Origin of the sequence: Gallaecimonas kandeliae (genome assembly GCF_030450055.1) — a bacterium.
Taxonomy (GTDB): Bacteria; Pseudomonadota; Gammaproteobacteria; order Enterobacterales; family Gallaecimonadaceae; genus Gallaecimonas; species Gallaecimonas kandeliae.
Genome location: NZ_CP118480.1, coordinates 1,709,674 through 1,725,759 on the forward strand (window position 1 = coordinate 1,709,674; position 16,086 = coordinate 1,725,759).

Annotated in this window: 11 protein-coding genes; 10 read left to right on the forward strand and 1 reads right to left on the reverse strand. The window is 65.9% G+C overall.

Going from position 1 to position 16,086, the window contains the following annotated elements; all coding sequences use genetic code 11:
* Positions 1-101: 101 nt before the first annotated feature.
* The 10 genes from PVT67_RS08325 to ilvC all read left to right on the forward strand — a co-directional run bounded on the left by PVT67_RS08325 (position 102) and on the right by ilvC (position 14,898).
* Positions 102-1,370 carry a dicarboxylate/amino acid:cation symporter gene (locus PVT67_RS08325; protein WP_301499439.1) on the forward strand — a complete coding sequence of 423 codons (1,269 nt, stop codon included), beginning with the start codon at positions 102-104 and terminating at the stop codon, positions 1,368-1,370.
* Positions 1,371-1,543: 173 nt separating this feature from the next.
* Positions 1,544-3,529, forward strand: coding sequence for a methyl-accepting chemotaxis protein (locus PVT67_RS08330; RefSeq protein WP_301499440.1), 1,986 nt, complete (start codon positions 1,544-1,546; stop codon positions 3,527-3,529).
* A gap of 90 nt (positions 3,530-3,619) precedes the next feature.
* Positions 3,620-6,643 (forward strand): D-2-hydroxyglutarate dehydrogenase YdiJ, encoded by a 3,024-nt coding sequence (gene ydiJ, locus PVT67_RS08335; protein WP_301499441.1) that lies wholly within the window; start codon positions 3,620-3,622, stop codon positions 6,641-6,643.
* A complete protein-coding gene (locus tag PVT67_RS08340) occupies positions 6,643-6,987 on the forward strand; it encodes a hypothetical protein (RefSeq protein WP_301499442.1) in 345 nt (114 codons plus the stop codon). Before ydiJ ends, PVT67_RS08340 begins: the two co-directional genes overlap by 1 nt.
* A gap of 359 nt (positions 6,988-7,346) precedes the next feature.
* Complete coding sequence (ilvG, locus tag PVT67_RS08345; protein WP_301499672.1) at positions 7,347-8,990, forward strand: acetolactate synthase 2 catalytic subunit; 1,644 nt, start codon at positions 7,347-7,349, stop codon at positions 8,988-8,990.
* A gap of 3 nt (positions 8,991-8,993) precedes the next feature.
* Positions 8,994-9,212: an ACT domain-containing protein gene (locus PVT67_RS08350; RefSeq protein ID WP_301499443.1), complete on the forward strand. Its 219-nt coding sequence runs from the start codon at positions 8,994-8,996 to the stop codon at positions 9,210-9,212.
* Positions 9,209-10,144, forward strand: a complete 936-nt coding sequence (locus tag PVT67_RS08355; protein WP_301499444.1) for a branched-chain amino acid transaminase — start codon at positions 9,209-9,211, stop codon at positions 10,142-10,144. The genes PVT67_RS08350 and PVT67_RS08355 overlap by 4 nt, the downstream gene beginning before the upstream one ends.
* Complete coding sequence (gene ilvD / locus PVT67_RS08360; RefSeq protein WP_301499445.1) at positions 10,131-11,957, forward strand: dihydroxy-acid dehydratase; 1,827 nt, start codon at positions 10,131-10,133, stop codon at positions 11,955-11,957. Before PVT67_RS08355 ends, ilvD begins: the two co-directional genes overlap by 14 nt.
* Entirely contained in the window at positions 11,951-13,450 is a 1,500-nt protein-coding gene (gene ilvA, locus PVT67_RS08365) for a threonine ammonia-lyase, biosynthetic (RefSeq protein WP_301499446.1), read from the forward strand. Before ilvD ends, ilvA begins: the two co-directional genes overlap by 7 nt.
* Before the next feature lie 11 nt (positions 13,451-13,461).
* Entirely contained in the window at positions 13,462-14,898 is a 1,437-nt protein-coding gene (ilvC, locus tag PVT67_RS08370; protein WP_301499447.1) for a ketol-acid reductoisomerase, read from the forward strand.
* Positions 14,899-14,946: 48 nt separating this feature from the next.
* Here ilvC and PVT67_RS08375 read toward each other — a convergent pair whose 3' ends face one another.
* Positions 14,947-16,017 carry a ketoacyl-ACP synthase III gene (locus PVT67_RS08375; RefSeq protein ID WP_301499448.1) on the reverse strand — a complete coding sequence of 357 codons (1,071 nt, stop codon included), beginning with the start codon at positions 16,015-16,017 and terminating at the stop codon, positions 14,947-14,949.
* Positions 16,018-16,086 lie beyond the last annotated feature (69 nt).

The following is a 16,086-nucleotide window of genomic DNA, read 5'->3' on the forward strand; positions in this document are numbered from 1 at the left end:
AGAACCCGGGGCGCCACAACAAGATGTGAAATGGATCACAGGTATGGGCCCGCGACTTTGGGTATAGTCCGGGGCCACTACCATAACCAGAAACCCGACTTATGCAGCTTTCCCTGACCACCAAGATCTTCATCGCCCTGGCGATGGGCCTGGCCTTTGGCGCCCTGAGCCGCCTCTTTCCCGGCGCCGACTTCCTGCACCAGACGTTGATCCACGACCTCTTCGGCACCGCCGGCGGCCTATTCGTGTCGTTGATCAAGCTCCTGGTCGTGCCCTTGGTGTTCATCTCCATCGTCAACGGCGTCTGCTCCCTGGAGAACCTGGGCCAGTTCGGGCGCCTCGGCACCAAGACCTTCCTGCTCTACCTGGTCAATACGGTGCTGGCCATCGCCGCCGCCCTTATCATCGGCCTCTGGCTGGCCCCGGGAGCCGGCGCCGGCCTGACCCTGGACGGCAAGCCCTTCGTGCCGACCCTGACAGAGGCCCCGAGCCTGTTGGCCCTGATCGCCTCAGTGGTGCCCAGCAACCCCTTCCAGGCCTTTGCCGAAGGCAACATGCTGCAGATCCTGTTCATGGCCATCATCACCGGCATCGCCATCAAGGGCCTGGGTGAGGAAGAGTCCAAGGCCGCCGCCAAGGGCTTTGCCGTAGCCAACGAGCTGATGATGAAGCTGGTGACCATGGTGATGTCCCTGGCCCCTTACGGCGTCTTCTTCCTGACAGTGGGCCTGGCCGCCACCCTGGACACCGGCGCCATCAAGGCCGTGGGCGCCTACGTCGGCACCAACGTCGGCATACTGCTGCTTTGGATGCTGGTCTTCTACCCGCTGGTGGTGTCCTTCTTCACCGGCATCAAGCCGACCCTGTACCTGGCCAAGCTGCGCGAACAGATCTTCTTCTCCCTGTCCACGGCCAGCTCCAACGCCACCATCCCCGTGACCTTCAAGACCCTCACCGAGAAGCTGGGCGTGGACAAGTCCGTGGCCGGCTTCGGCGTACCCCTCGGCGCCACCATGAACATGTCCGGCTCCGCCATCTACATGACGGTGGCCACCATCTTCGTGGCCAACGCCTACGGCACCGGCCTCGAGAGCAGCCAACTGGTGACCCTGGGCGTGACCACCTTCCTGCTGGCCATCGCCACCGGCGGCGTGCCGGGCGGCGCCGCCGTCACCACAGGGGTGCTGTTGCACCAGCTGGGCCTGCCCATGGAGGCCATGGCCATCATCCTCGCCACAGACCGCATCTGCGACGCCTTCGTCACCACCACCAACGTGGTGGGGGACACGGCCGTGTCCACCCTGGTGGCCAAGAGCGAGCGCTCCATCTGCCACGACACCTTGAAGGACAAGAGCCTGGTGCAGGCCTGAGTCCAGACCCAGCAGGAAGGGGGGAGCCATGGCTCCCCCCTTTTTTGTGGCGGCGAGTGCTTGGACCTGACAGCGGCCGCAGGGCCGCGATGAAATCCGGCGCAGGGCAGGAACAGCGCCTAGACTGCTAGAGCCATGATGGCATTTTGCATTCAGTTCAAGGAGGAACCGCCATGAGTTTTCGTCAGCGCGTGACCCTGCTTATCCTGTCCATAGGCCTGGTACCGGCCCTGCTGGTCGCCCTCATCCTCTGTCCCCTTGCCTCCAGCGCCCTCAAGGGCCAGATCTTCGACCAGCTCACCTCTATCCGTGCCCTCAAGCAAAGTGAACTGAAGACACTGCTGGACGCCAAGCAGCACCAACTGCTGACGCTGCGCCAGGTGGTGGCGAGCCTGCCCAGCAACGGCGACTGGCAGCAGCACCAGGCGTTGTTCGAACACTTCATCAAGGAAAACCGCTTCTATGACCTCTTCGTCATAGATCCAGAGGGGATAGTGCAGTACAGCGTCATGAAAGAGCCGGACTTCCACACCGACCTGCAGCATGGCCCCTTCAGGGACAGCGGCCTGGCCCGGCTCTATCACCAGGTGGAGGACGGCGCCAACTACGCCCTGGTCGACTTCAGCCCCTATGCCCCCAGCAAGGGGGAGCCGGCGGCCTTCCTCGGCGTGCCCATGGCCTGGCAGGGCAAGCAGATGGTGCTGGGGCTGCAGCTGGACCCCACCGAGATCAACGAGCTGATGCAGCTGCGCGCCGGCATGGGCCGCACCGGCGAGTCCTACCTGGTGGGCCAGGATCTGCGGATGCGTTCCGATTCCTTCCTGGCCCCCAAGAGCCATTCCCTGAGCGCCTCTTTTGCCGGCAGCGTCGCCGAAAATGGCGTCGACACCCGCGCCAGCCGTGAGGCTCTGGCAGGGAAAAGCGGCACCGAGATCCTCACCGACTACAACGGCCACCAGGTGCTGTCGTCCTTCGCCCCCGTGGATGTCGCCGGGATGCGCTGGGCCCTCATCGCCGAGATGGACCTCAGCGAGGCCATGGCGCCGGTGCTGAAGATGCGCTTTGCGGCCCTGATGGTGCTGCTGCCGGTATTGCTGCTGGTGGTGCTGGGGGTGGCCCTGGTCGGCCGCTGGGTGCTGAGGCCCCTTGGCAACGAGCCCGAGGTGATGCAGCGCCTGGCCAACCGGATCGCCAGCGGCGACCTCAGCGAACCCCTGGCCGCCAACGGCCAGGGCGCCAATGTCCACAACGGCCTGGCCCAGCTGCAGACCATGTTCATCGAACTGCTGGGGCGCATCCGCCATGCCAGCAACCAGCTCAGCCAGGAATCGGGCACCACCACCCAGATAGCCAACGAGACCTCCAGCTCCATCGTCACCCAGTCCCAGCAGGTGGAACTGTTGGCGGCCGCCATCGAGGAGATGAGCCTGGCGGCCAACGAGATCAGCAACAACGCCGTTCATGCCAGCCAGCGTTCGGAGCTGATGACGGAGCTGTTGACCGGCGTCGGCGATCAGGTGGGCAGCACCCGCCGCCAGGTGGGCATGACGGTCGAGCACTTCGACGCCATAGGCCGGGACATAGCGCTGCTGGACCAGGAAAGCCAGCAGATCCGCCAGGTGGTGGTGGTGATCGCCAATATCGCCGAGCAGACCAACCTGCTGGCCCTCAACGCCGCCATAGAGGCGGCCAGGGCAGGGGAACACGGCCGTGGCTTTGCCATAGTGGCCGACGAGGTGCGCAAGCTGGCCACCCGGGTCCAGGAGGCCACGGCCGATATCGAGGGCCTGATCGGCAGCGTGTCAGGCAAGACCTCGGCCCTGACTGGCGCCATGCAGCAATGCAACGGCCTGGCCGAGCAGAGCCTGGTCGATGTCGACGCCATGGCCCAGAGCCTGCCGCAGATCTTCGAGGCCTTGAAGGCGATGGGGGACGCCGTCAGCCAGACGGCCACGGCATCGGAGCAGCAATCCCAGGTATCCAAGGAACTGGCCCAAAACGTCAGCAGTATCAGCGTCTCGGCCCAGCAGAACTCCCAGGCCGCCAGCCAGGTCTCGGAAGCCAGCCGACACCTGGCCCGGCTGTCCGAGGAGCTTGCCGCCCAGCTTGGCCGTTTCCGGTTGCCGGCCCAGGCCTGGACTAGGCTTAAAAACCGCTGATAACGTATTGGCAAAACAGCAAATAAGACCCCGGCTCGGCCGGGGTTTTCTTTGATATACTGGCCGAAAACCCGTTCTGGCCCGGCCTTCATGATCCCAAGACTCGACACAGCACCGCAGCTCAGCGCTCCCTACCTGGCCTTCCTCGATGCCCTCAAGGCCGCCGGCTTTCGCGGCGATATCGAGACCCGCTACAGCGAAAGGCTGAGTGTCGCCACCGACAACTCCGTCTACCAGCTGCTGCCCCAGGCCCTGGTGCTGCCGAAAGACCATGAAGACGTGCTGCTGCTGGCCCGGGTCGCCAAGGGCCACCCGCAGGTGCAGTTCAGCGCCCGCGGCGGCGGCACCGGCACCAACGGCCAGAGCCTCAACACCGGCCTGGTGGTGGACATGTCCCGCCACATGCGCACCATTCTCGAGTTCAACGCCGAAGAGGGCTGGGTGCGGGTCCAGGCCGGGGTCATCAAGGACCAGCTCAACGACTTCCTGCGCCCCCACGGCTTTTTCTTTGCCCCGGATCTGTCCACCTCCAACCGGGCCACCGTCGGCGGCATGGTCAGCACCGACGCCTCCGGCCAGGGCTCCCTGGTCTACGGCAAGACCTCGGATCATGTGTTGGGGTTAAGGGCCGTGCTGGTTGACGGCGAAGAGCTGGAAACGAGAGCGCTGCCCCTGGCCGAGCTGGAAAGGCTGCCGGGCCGGGCAGGGCAGTTGCACCGGGATATCGCCAAGCGGCTCAAGGACAAGCGTGCGCAGATCCTCGAGACCTTCCCGCGCCTCAACCGCTTCCTGACCGGCTATGACCTCGAACACGTCTATGACGAGGCCTTGGAACATTTCGACCTCGGCAGGCTCATCTGCGGCGCCGAAGGCTCCTTGGCCTTCGTCACCGAGGCCAAGCTCCATGTCAACCGCATCGAGCCCTTCAAGACCCTCATCAACATCAAGTACGACAGCTTCGAAAAGGCCCTGCGCAACGCCCCTTTCCTAGTGGCGGCCAAGGCCACCTCGGTGGAGACGGTGGACTCCAAGGTGCTTTCCCTTGCCCGTGAAGACATCATCTGGCACCAGGTGAAGGACCTCATCAGCGAGGTGCCGGGCCACGACATGCAGGGCCTGAACATCGTCGAATTCAACGACGTGGACGAGGCGGCGCAAAAAGCGAAGGTGCAGAGCCTCTGCCAGCGCCTGGACGAGGCCCTGGGCGGCGAGAGCGGTATCATCGGCTACCAGCTCACCAGCGATCTCGGCGCCATCAACCGCATCTACGCCATGCGCAAGAAATCGGTGGGACTGCTCGGCAACACCAAGGGCAGCGCCAAGCCCCAGCCCTTTGCCGAAGACACGGCGGTGCCGCCCCAGAACCTCGCCGACTTCATCCTGGAGTTCCGCGCCCTGCTGGACGCCAAGGGCCTGCACTACGGCATGTTCGGCCACGTGGACGCCGGCGTGCTGCACGTGCGCCCGGCCCTGGATCTCTGCGATCCCCAGCAGGAACTGCTGCTACGGGAGATCTCAGACCAGGTGGTGGCCCTGGTGGCCAAGTACGGCGGCCTGATGTGGGGCGAGCACGGCAAGGGCTTTCGCTCCGAATACGCCCCCACCTTCTTCGGCGAACTCTGGGACGAGCTGCGCTGGGTCAAGAGCCAGTTCGACCCGGACAACCGCATGAACCCCGGCAAGATCTGCACGCCGCTGGAAGGGGAGCATCGATTGGTGTCGGTGGACGGGCCCAAGCGCGGCGCCCTGGACCGGCAGATCCCCGTCCAGGTGCGGGACAGCTTCAGCGGCGCCATGAGCTGCAACGGCAACGGCCTCTGTTTCAACTACGACGCCACCAGCCCCATGTGCCCCAGCTATCGGGTCACGGGCGACAGGCGCCACAGCCCCAAAGGCCGCGCCGGCCTGGTGCGCGAATGGCTGCGCCTCCTGGCCGAAAGTGGCGTGAACCCCGACGCCCTCGAAGCAGGCAACCGCAAGCTGCCCTTCTTCAACCGGCTGCGCAACAGCCTGGGCAGTGAATACGACTTTAGCCGCGAGGTCAAAGAGGCCATGGACGGTTGCCTGGCCTGCAAGGCCTGCTCCAGCCAGTGCCCCATCAAGGTGGACGTGCCGAGTTTCAGGGCTCGCTTCATGAACCTCTACCACCAGCGCTACCTGCGGCCTCTCAAAGACCACCTGGTGGCCAATGTGGAGCTAAGCAGCCCGCTGATGGCCCGCTGGCCCAAGCTGGTCAACGCCCTGCTGGGCCAAAACTGGTTCCAGGGATTGCTCAAGAAGACAGTCGGCATGGTGGACTCGCCGCTGCTGTCCGCGCCGACCCTCAAGGACCAGCTGGCCGGCCACGACGCCCTGGACTGGGATCTCGCCAGCCTCGCCAGCCACCCCCAGAAGGACAAGCTGGTGCTGGTGGTCCAAGACCCTTTCACCAGTTTCTACGACGCCAAGGTGGTGGCCGACCTGGTCCGCCTCATCGAAAAGCTGGGCTTTGTGCCCAAGCTGCTGCCTTTCAAACCCAACGGCAAGCCCGAGCACGTCAAGGGCTTCCTGGCCCGTTTCAACAAGACAGCCCAGGCGGCGGCGGACTTCCTCAATCCCCTGCATGCCCTGGGGTTGCCCCTGGTGGGGGTGGATCCGTCCCTGGTGCTTTGCTATCGGGACGAGTACCGCAAGGCGCTTGGCGACAAGCGCGGCGACTTCCAGGTGTTGCTGGCCCAGGAGTGGCTGGCCAAGCTGCCTGAAGAGGCTTTCGCGGCCCTCCGCCAAGACAGCGCCACTGCAGGCCGGGCCAATGCAGGCAGCGCCACCCTCTTTGCCCATTGCACCGAAAAGACGGCCGAGCCCACCAGCGAGAAGGCCTGGCAGCAGATCTTCGACAAGGCCGGCCTGAGCCTGTCCGTCGCCAGCGTCGGCTGTTGCGGCATGGCCGGCACCTACGGCCACGAGGCCGAGCACCAGGAGACCTCCAAGGCCCTCTATGAGCTGTCCTGGCGCGGCGCCGTGGCCAAGGCCGATACCGTGCTGGCCACCGGCTATTCCTGCCGCTGCCAGGTTGGGCGCATGGAAGGACAAAAGCCCCTGCACCCTGTGCAGTGGCTGCTGGAGATGAGCTGATGCGATTGCTGCGCTGGATACTCTACGCCCTGATCCTGGTCGGCCTCGACCGGGAGCTGGAAGGGGGCTGGCACTGGCCGACGGCGGTGCTGCTGGGCCTGGTGTTCGCCCTGGTACTGCTCGAATGGGGCCTTGGGATCCGCCAAGGCCGGGCCCTCGGCCAGGCGACGGCGGCCTGGCTCGAAGCAGGGCAGCTGGTTGTGCGTTTCGGCGACCTGGAGCTGCGCAGCCCAAGGGCGGGGGTGCGCAGGGAAGGGCGCCTGGTGCTGGCCAAGGCCGGGCCTTATCGGCTGCGCCTGCCCCTCGAGTTGTTCAGCGAAGCCGATCGGCAAGCCCTGGATTGACATTCCCTTGACGTCAGCGTCAACAATTACCCTCTCATGCATCTAGCGCAACGCACTGATTTTCAAGAATTTAAAAAACTTGAAAAAAGGAGTTGTGCTTTTCTTTTTGGCTGTGCTAGTTCTATTAGCAACTTGATAACCTCTAGTCGGACAGCCTTGTGAACGCCTTTACACAACAAGCCATTCTTCTCGTCCTCGTGCTCGTGGTGGTGATTATTCGCCAGCCGCGCGGGGTGCTTTTGTGTAAACGCTGACAAAGCAGAAATCCAAAAACCCCCCGCGCTGAGAAGCCCGGGGGGTTTTTCGTTTTAGGGCCAAGGAAAAAAGCCATGAACCAAGCAAGACCCCTCATCGACAGCATCACCGGCGCCCAGTGCCTGGTGGAATGCCTGCAACAGCAAGGCGTCCATACCCTGTTCGGCTACCCAGGCGGCGCCATCATGCCCATCTACGACGCCCTGGTGGATGCCGAGCTGACCCATGTGCTGTGCCGCCACGAGCAGGGCGCCGCCCTGGCCGCCATCGGCTACGCCAGGGCCAGCAACCAGGTGGGGGTGGTGATGGCGACCTCGGGCCCGGGGGCTACCAACCTCATCACCGGCCTGGCCGACGCCATGATGGACTCCATCCCCCTGGTGGCCATCACCGGCCAGGTGCCCAGCAATGCCATCGGCTCCGATGCCTTCCAGGAGATCGACGTGCTGGGCCTGTCCCTGGCCTGTACCAAGCACAGCTACCTGGTGACCGATCCTGCCGAGCTGCCGGCCATCATCGAAGAGGCCTTCGCCCTGGCCAAGAGCGGCAAGCCGGGCCCCGTGCTGGTGGATATCCCCAAGGACGTGCAGCAGGCCGCCGTCGGCCGCCGCCCGGCCGCCAAGGGCCCCGCCCAAGGGGCCACCCGGGTGGACTTTGTCGCCCTGGGCCGCGCCGAGACCTTGCTGCGCAGCGCCAAGAGACCCATCGCCTACGTGGGCGGCGGCATCGGCATGGGGAATGCCATCGAGGAGCTGCGCGACTTTCTGGCCGCCACCGGCATGCCGGCGGTGGAGACCCTCAAAGGCCTGGGCAGCTGTGGCCTGGACTATGAATACAACCTGGGGATGCTGGGCATGCACGGCAGCCGCGGCGCCAACATGGCGGTACAGGAGTGCGACCTGCTGCTGGTGCTGGGGGCCCGTTTCGACGACCGCGTCACCGGCAAGCTGATTGAGTTCGCCCCTCATGCCCGGGTGATCCATGTCGACATCGACGCCGCCGAGCTCGGCAAGCGCCGCCATGCCGACGTGGCCCTGGCCATGGATGCCAAGGCGGCCCTGAAGCAGCTGGCGCGGGTGCCTGCCGGTGCCGACTGGCAGGCCCACTGCGCCGCCTACAAGGCCGAGCACAGCTTCAGCGCCCCCAGGGCACCGGACCATATCCATGCCCCCTGGCTGCTGGCGGAGCTGTCCCGCAAGGCGGGTCGGCAGGCGCGGGTTTGCTGCGACGTGGGCCAGCACCAGATGTGGGTGGCCCAGCACATGGGTTTCGACCACCCCAGCCGCCATATTTCCTCCGGCGGCCTCGGCACCATGGGTTTTGGCCTGCCGGCGGCCATCGGCGCCAAGCTGGCCGAGCCCGGCACCCAGACCCTGCTGGTGACCGGCGACGGCTCCATCATGATGAACATCCAGGAGCTGGCCACCGTCAAGCGCATGGGGCTGGCGGTGAAGATCCTGCTGCTGGACAACCAGCGCCTGGGGATGGTGCGCCAGTGGCAGAGCCTCTTCTTCGACGGCCGCCATTCCGAGGTGGACTTGTCCGACAACCCGGACTTCCTGACCATCGCCAGCGCCTTCGAGATCCCGGGCGAGCGCCTGAGCCACCCCGACCAGGTGGACGGCGCCCTGGACCGCTTCCTGGCCGCCGACGGCAGCTACTTCCTGCATGTGGCCATCCCCAGCGACCTGGGGGTCTGGCCCCTGGTGCCGCCGGGCAAGGGCAACCACCAGATGATGGAGGCCTGAGCCGTGGCCCAGACGACCCTGTTGATCACCTTAAGACCCGCCCCGGCGGCCCTGGAGCGCCTGCTGCGCCTGGTCCGCCACCGGGGCTTCGAACCCCTCTTGGTGCAATGGCAGCCCGATGGCCTGCGCCTTTGCGTCAAGCACGAACAACCCTTGACCCTTTTGACCCGGCAGCTGGAAAAGCTGGCTGACGTGGTATCCCTGACGGAGGAAGCAGCATGACCCGCGCCGATTTTATTTGGATGGATGGCCAACTGGCGCCCTGGAGCGAAGCCCAGATCCACCCCATGAGCCACAGCATGCACTACGGCACCGCCTTTTTTGAGGGGATCCGCGCCTACGACACCCCAAGCGGCTCCGTGATCTTCCGCCACCGCGAGCACATGCAGCGGCTCCACGATTCGGCCCGCATCTACCGTTTCACCCTTCCCTACAGCGTCGACGAGCTGATGGCGGCAAGCCGCCAGGTACTGGCCGCCAACAACCTGAAAAGCGCCTACATCCGCCCCCTGGCCTACCTGGGGGAAGTGGGCATGGGCATAGTGCCGCCACAAAACGAGATGTCGGTGCTGGTGGCCGCCTTCCCCTGGGGCCGTTACCTGGGGGCCAGCGCCATCGAAGAAGGGGTGGACGCCTGCGTCGCCTCCTGGGCCAGGAGCGCCCCCAACACCTTGCCCACAGGCGCCAAGGCGGCCGGCAACTACCTGTCGTCCCTGCTGATAGCAAGCGAGGCGCGTCGTAACGGCTTCCACGAGGGCATTGCCTTGGACAGCCGCGGCCAGGTCTCGGAAGGGGCAGGGCAGAACATCTTCATGGTCAAGAACGGCGTCCTCTACACGCCGCCTGCCACCGCTTCCATACTGCCGGGCCTGACCCGCGACGCCATCATCACTCTGGCGAGGGAAGAGGGCATGGAGATCGTCGAGGCCCCCATTGCCCGCGAGGCCCTCTACATCGCCGACGAGATCTTCTTCACCGGCACCGCCGCCGAGATCTCCCCGGTGCGCAGCATCGACCGCTTGGCGGTGGGCAGCGGCAAGCCGGGCCCCGTCACCCAGTTGCTGCAGCAGCGTTTCTTCGGCCTCTTCAACGGCGAAACCCAGGACAAATGGGGCTGGCTGGATCCGGTGGAGGCCCAAGATGCCGCCGCGTAGGAGTGACACTACCCTGAAGGGCCGCCGCAACGCCGGGGCCCGGGCCTTGTGGCGCGCCACAGGCCTGGCTGATGGCGACCTGCGCAAGCCCATCATCGCCATCGCCAACTCCTACACCCAGTTCGTGCCTGGCCATGTGCATCTGAAAGACCTGGGCGAGCTGGTGGCGGGGGCCGTGCGGGAAGCGGGTGGCACCCCCAGGGAATTCAACACCATAGCGGTGGACGACGGCATCGCCATGGGCCACGACGGCATGCTCTATTCGCTGCCGTCGCGGGAGCTCATCGCCGACGCCGTGGAGACCATGGTCAACGCCCACTGCGCCGACGCCCTGGTGTGCATCTCCAACTGCGACAAGATAACCCCTGGCATGCTGAACGCGGCCCTGCGCCTCAACATCCCCACCATCTTCGTGTCCGGCGGGCCCATGGAGGCGGGCAAGACCAAACTGTCCGATCAGCTAATCAAGCTGGATCTGGTGGACGCCATGGTCAAGGCCGCCGACCCCAGGGTGTCCGACGCCGAAGTAGAGCAGGTGGAAAAATCCGCCTGCCCCACCTGCGGCGCCTGCTCGGGGATGTTCACGGCCAACTCCATGAACTGCCTGACCGAGGCCCTGGGCCTGGCCCTGCCGGGCAACGGCTCCATGCTGGCCACCCACAAGAAGCGCAAGGCGCTGTTCCTGGAGGCGGGCAAGCGCATCATGGCACTGGTGGAAGCCTGGTACGACAGGGGCGACGAAAAAGCCCTGCCGAGAACCATCGCCAGCCGGCCAAGCTTCATGAACGCCATGGCCATGGACATCGCCATGGGCGGCTCCACCAACACCATACTGCACCTGCTGGCGGCGGCCCAGGAAGGGGAACTGGACTTCGGCCTGGCCGACATCGACGCCCTGTCCAAGAAGGTGCCCCAGCTGTGCAAGGTGGCCCCGGCCACCAGCCAATACCACATGGAAGACGTGCACAGGGCCGGAGGCGTCATGGCCATACTCGGCGAGCTGGCCAAGGGCGGCCTGCTGACGACCGACACCCCTAACGTGCGGGGCGAGACGCTCAAGGAGACCTTGGCCGCCTTCGAGACCAGCAAGCAGGCCGAATTCTACCTGGCCGGCCCCGGCGGCATCCCCTCCAGCACCGCCTTCTCCCAGGACAGCTACTGGCCCAGCCTGGACGTCGACCGCGACCAGGGCTGCATCCGCTCAGTCCAGGGCGCCTACCGCCAGGACGGCGGCCTGGCGGTGCTGACCGGCAACCTGGCCCCCCGCGGGGCCGTGGTCAAGACGGCCGGGGTGCCGGACGCCCTGCTGCACTTCGAAGGGCCAGCCCGGGTCTTCGACAGCCAGGACAGCGCCGTCGAGGCCATCCTCGGCGGCCAGATCCAGGCCGGCGACGTGCTGGTGATCCGCTTCGAAGGCCCCAGGGGCGGCCCCGGCATGCAGGAGATGCTCTATCCCACCAGCTACCTCAAATCCATGGGGCTGGCCGAGAGCTGCGCCCTTATCACCGACGGCCGCTTCTCCGGCGGCACCTCTGGCCTGTCCATCGGCCACATAGCCCCGGAGGCGGCGGCCAAGGGGCCCCTGGCCCTGGTGGAGGAAGGGGACGTCATCGTTATCGATATCCCCAGCCGTGCGCTGTCGGTGACATTGACCGACGACGAACTGGCCGAGCGCGCCAAGACCGCCACCTACCGCCCAGGCCCCCGCCAAAGGGCCATCAGCGCCTGGCTGCGCACCTACTCGCTGCTGGCCACCAGCGCCGACCAGGGCGGGGTGCGTGACCCACAAATCCTGAAGGGGGCGCCATGCTAGACGGCCAGGCCTACCTGCGCGAGGCGCTCTGCTCGCCGGTTTACGAGCTGGCCAAGGCCACGCCGGTGAACCGCCTGCCAAGGCTCTCTGAGCGCCTTAGCCTGGACATCTGGCTCAAGCGCGAAGACCTGCAGCCGGTGCACAGCTTCAAGCTGCGCGGCGCCTACCACAAGCTGGCCAGCCTGCCGGCGGGCAGTGGCGTGGTGGCGGCCTCGGCCGGCAACCACGCCCAGGGGGTGGCGCTGTCGGCCAGAGCCCTGGGGCTCAAGGCCATCATCGTCATGCCGACCCAGGCCCCGGCCATCAAGGTGGAGGCGGTGCGCGCCCTGGGCGCCGAAGTGGTGCTGCTGGGCGACAACTTCGACGCGGCCAAGGACCACGCCCAGAGCCTGGCCAAGCAGGACGGCCTGGTGTTCGTGGCACCCTTCGACGACGAGCAGGTCATCGCCGGCCAGGGCACCCTGGGCCTTGAGCTCATCAAGGATCTACCCAAGCTCGAAGTGCTCTTCCTGCCGGTGGGCGGCGGTGGCCTGGCTGCCGGGGTGGCGGCCGTGATCAAGCAATTGAAACCCTCTCTTCATATCGTCGGCGTCGAACCGGAGGACTCGGCCTGCCTCAAGGCCGCCCTGGCCGCAGGCGGCCCCGTGACCCTGGACGAGGTGGGCAGCTTTGCCGACGGCGTCGCCGTCAAGCGCATCGGCACCGAGACCTACCGGCTGCTGAGCCAGTATCTGGACGAGGTGGTATTGGTGTCCAACGACGCGATCTGCGCCGCCATCAAGGACATCTTCGAGGACGTCAGGGCCGTGGCCGAGCCGGCCGGCGCCTTGTCGTTGGCCGGACTCAAGGCCTGGGCCGAGGGCCACGGCGGCGACAAGCGCCAACTGGCGGCGGTGCTGTCCGGGGCCAACCTCAACTTCCACCTGCTGCGCCAGGTCTCGGAGCGCTGCGATCTGGGGGAAGGCACCGAAGCGGTGTTGGCGGTGACCATCCCCGAACGCCCGGGCAGCTTCCTGGCCCTGTGCCGCACCTTGAAGGGCAGGGCGGTGACCGAGTTTTCCTACCGCTTTCGCGACAAGGAGCAGGCCCAGATCCTGGTGGGGGTCCGCATCGGCTCCCAAGGCGAGCGGGTCTCCCTGCTGGCGGACGTGCACAGCACCGGCTTCGACGTGCTGGACTTGTCCGACGACGAGCTGGCCAAGCTCCACGTCCGTTACATGGTGGGGGGCAAGCCGCCGGTAGCCCGGCCCGAGTCCCTGTACAGCTTCGCCTTCCCGGAGCACCCCAGGGCCCTGCTCAATTTCCTGGAAACCCTGGGCAGCCATTTCGACATTTCGCTTTTTCACTACCGCCATCATGGCGCCGACGTCGGCCGGGTGCTGGCCGCCTTTGCCGACGCGGATAAGACCAGCCTGGTCAGGCACCTGGACTCCATCGGGTACCCCTACAAGGCCGAAGACACCAATCCCGCCTACAGCCGCTTTTTATGTTGAAGGAGTAATAGATGACTGCGTTTCACCACAAGCCCCTGCGCGAGCAGTTGACCGCCCTGCGCCACTGCCACCCTCTGCCGAAGAGCGCCTTCGAGGACGGCGTCAACGCCCTCAAGGGCAAGCAGATCGTGATCCTCGGCTGCGGCGCCCAAGGCCTGAACCAGGGGCTGAACCTGCGCGACTCCGGCCTCAACGTGGCCTATGCGCTGCGCCAGTCCTCCATCGATGGCCAGAACGCCTCCTACCGGCGGGCCAGCGACAACGGCTTCTTCGTCGCCAGCTTCGAAGAGCTGGTGCCCAAGGCCGATCTGGTCATCAACCTGACCCCCGACAAGCAGCACGGCCCCGTGGTGAACGCCATCATGCCGCTGATGAAGGAGGGGGCGGCCTTGGGTTATTCCCACGGCTTCGATGTCATCGAAGCCCAGCGCGCCATCCGCAGCGACATCACCGTCATCATGGTGGCGCCCAAGTGCCCCGGCACCGAAGTGCGGGCCGAGTATGTGCGCGGCTTTGGGGTACCGACCCTTATCGCCGTCCACCAGGATCCGGAAGGAAAAGGCCAGGCCTGGGCCAAGGCCTGGTGCGCCGGCACCGGCGGCCACAGGGCCGGGGTGCTGGAGTCCAGCTTCGAAGCGGAAGTGAAATCCGACCTGATGGGGGAACAGACGGTACTGTGCGGCCTGCCCCAGGCGGTGTGCGTGGCCGGCTTCGAACGTTTGGCCGAGCTCAAGGTGCCGGCCGACCAGGCCGCCGCCTTCTTCCAGTACGGCATAGAGCAGGTGGCCGAGAGCATGAAGGCCGGCGGCGTGCGCCTGGCCTTCTCCCGCCTGTCCCCCGGCGCCAGGGCGCATGCCCGTGCCCAGGCCGATGCCGTCAAGGCGGCGCTGCGGCCCCTGTTCGAGAAGCACATGGACGACATCCTGGCCGGCCGTTTCGCCGAGCGTATGATGACCGACTGGCAGAACGACGACGTGGAGCTACTGACCTGGCGCCAGCAGAGCAGCGAAAGTGCCTTCGAGCAAGCCCCGCCCAGCACGCCCTTCAATCTCGACTTCGACCGTGCCAGCGGCCTGGTGGCCCTCTTCGCCGCCGGCGTGGAGCTGGCTTTCGAGGTGATGGTGGCAGCGGGCATCAGCCCGGCCTCGGCCTATTACGAGTCCCTGCACGAACTGCCGCTCATCGCCAACACCCTGGCCCGGCGCCGCCTGCACGAGATGAACCTGGTGATCAGCGACACCGCCGAGTACGGCAACTACCTCTTCGCCGACCAGGCCACCGGCATCCTCAAGACGGTGATGGCCGGTTGGGATCTGCGCGAGCTGGGGGAGGGCGGAAGCTTCGCGGCGGTGGACGACGCCAAACTGGCCGCCGTCGACGAGCAGAACCAGCAACATCCCATCGAAGCCATAGGGGCTTCCCTGCGGGCCTATATGCGCGGCCATTGAGACCGGTAACAAAAAGGCCCCGGGATGGGGCCTTTTCTCGTTTGGGCTTTAGCCGCCCTGGCAGGCCTTGACGGCGGGCATCACCAGCTCCAGGCCGGTCTTGTCACAAGGCGGCAGCTCCGCCTGGCTCTGGCGAACCGGCGTGACCCGCTCGCCCCACCTGATGTAGGCGGCGGCCCAGGTGAGGCCGGCGCCGAAGGCGGCCGACATGATGTTGGCATGGGGCTGGATGAGGCCCCGCTCCACCGCTTCGCAGAGGGCGATGGCAATGGTGGCGGCCGAGGTGTTGCCGTACTGGTCGATGTTGACCATCACCTTGTCGTCCGGGAGATCCAGGCGATGCTGGATGGCCTGGATGATGCGCAGGTTGGCCTGATGGGGGACCAGCAGGTCGATGTCGGCGAGTTCCAGCTTGGCCTGGCGCAGCACGTCGTCACAGGCCTCGCTCATGCCCTTGACGGCGCGCTTGAAGATCTCACGGCCTTCGAAGTGGATCTCGGAGGGGCCAAGGGGCTGGTACCTGTCGGTGTTGGTGCCGCAGTTGCTGATGTGCAAAATGCCGCGATCGCCCGAGTCGCAGCCGGTCTTGGCGGCCAGCAGGCCGGCAGGCTCGTTGCTTGCCTCCAGCACCACGGCGCCGGCACCGTCGCCGAAGAGTACGGCGCTGTCACGCCTTGCCCAGTTGAGGTGCCAGCTCATGCGCTCGGCGGCGATGACCACGGCTTTCTTAATCATGCCGGCCTGGATCTGGGCGGTGGCCATCTGCAGGGCGTAGAGGAAGCCGGAGCAGGCGGCGTTGGCGTCACAGGCCGCGGCGTTGGTGGCGCCTATGTCGTGCTGAACCTGGGAGGCGGTGTTGGCCACCATGGTCGAGGGGGTACAGGTGGCCAGCAGCACCAGGTCGATACCGGTCGGATCAATGCCTGCGCAGTCGATGGCCCGCTTGGCGGCGACTGTGGCCAGGGTGGCGGTATCGACATGGCTGATACGGCGGCTGCGGATGCCGCTGCGGGTGCGGATCCATTCGTCGTTGGTGTCGACTATCTGGCTCAGCTCGTCGTTGCTGATGCTGGCCGGCGGCAGGCACTTGCCCCAACCGGTGATTTTGGCGTATTGCATGACCTTTCCTCAGGAAACCGGGTTCATTCCAAGATTTTTGCCCAACCCAATAAAAAAGGCCCCGCGAAG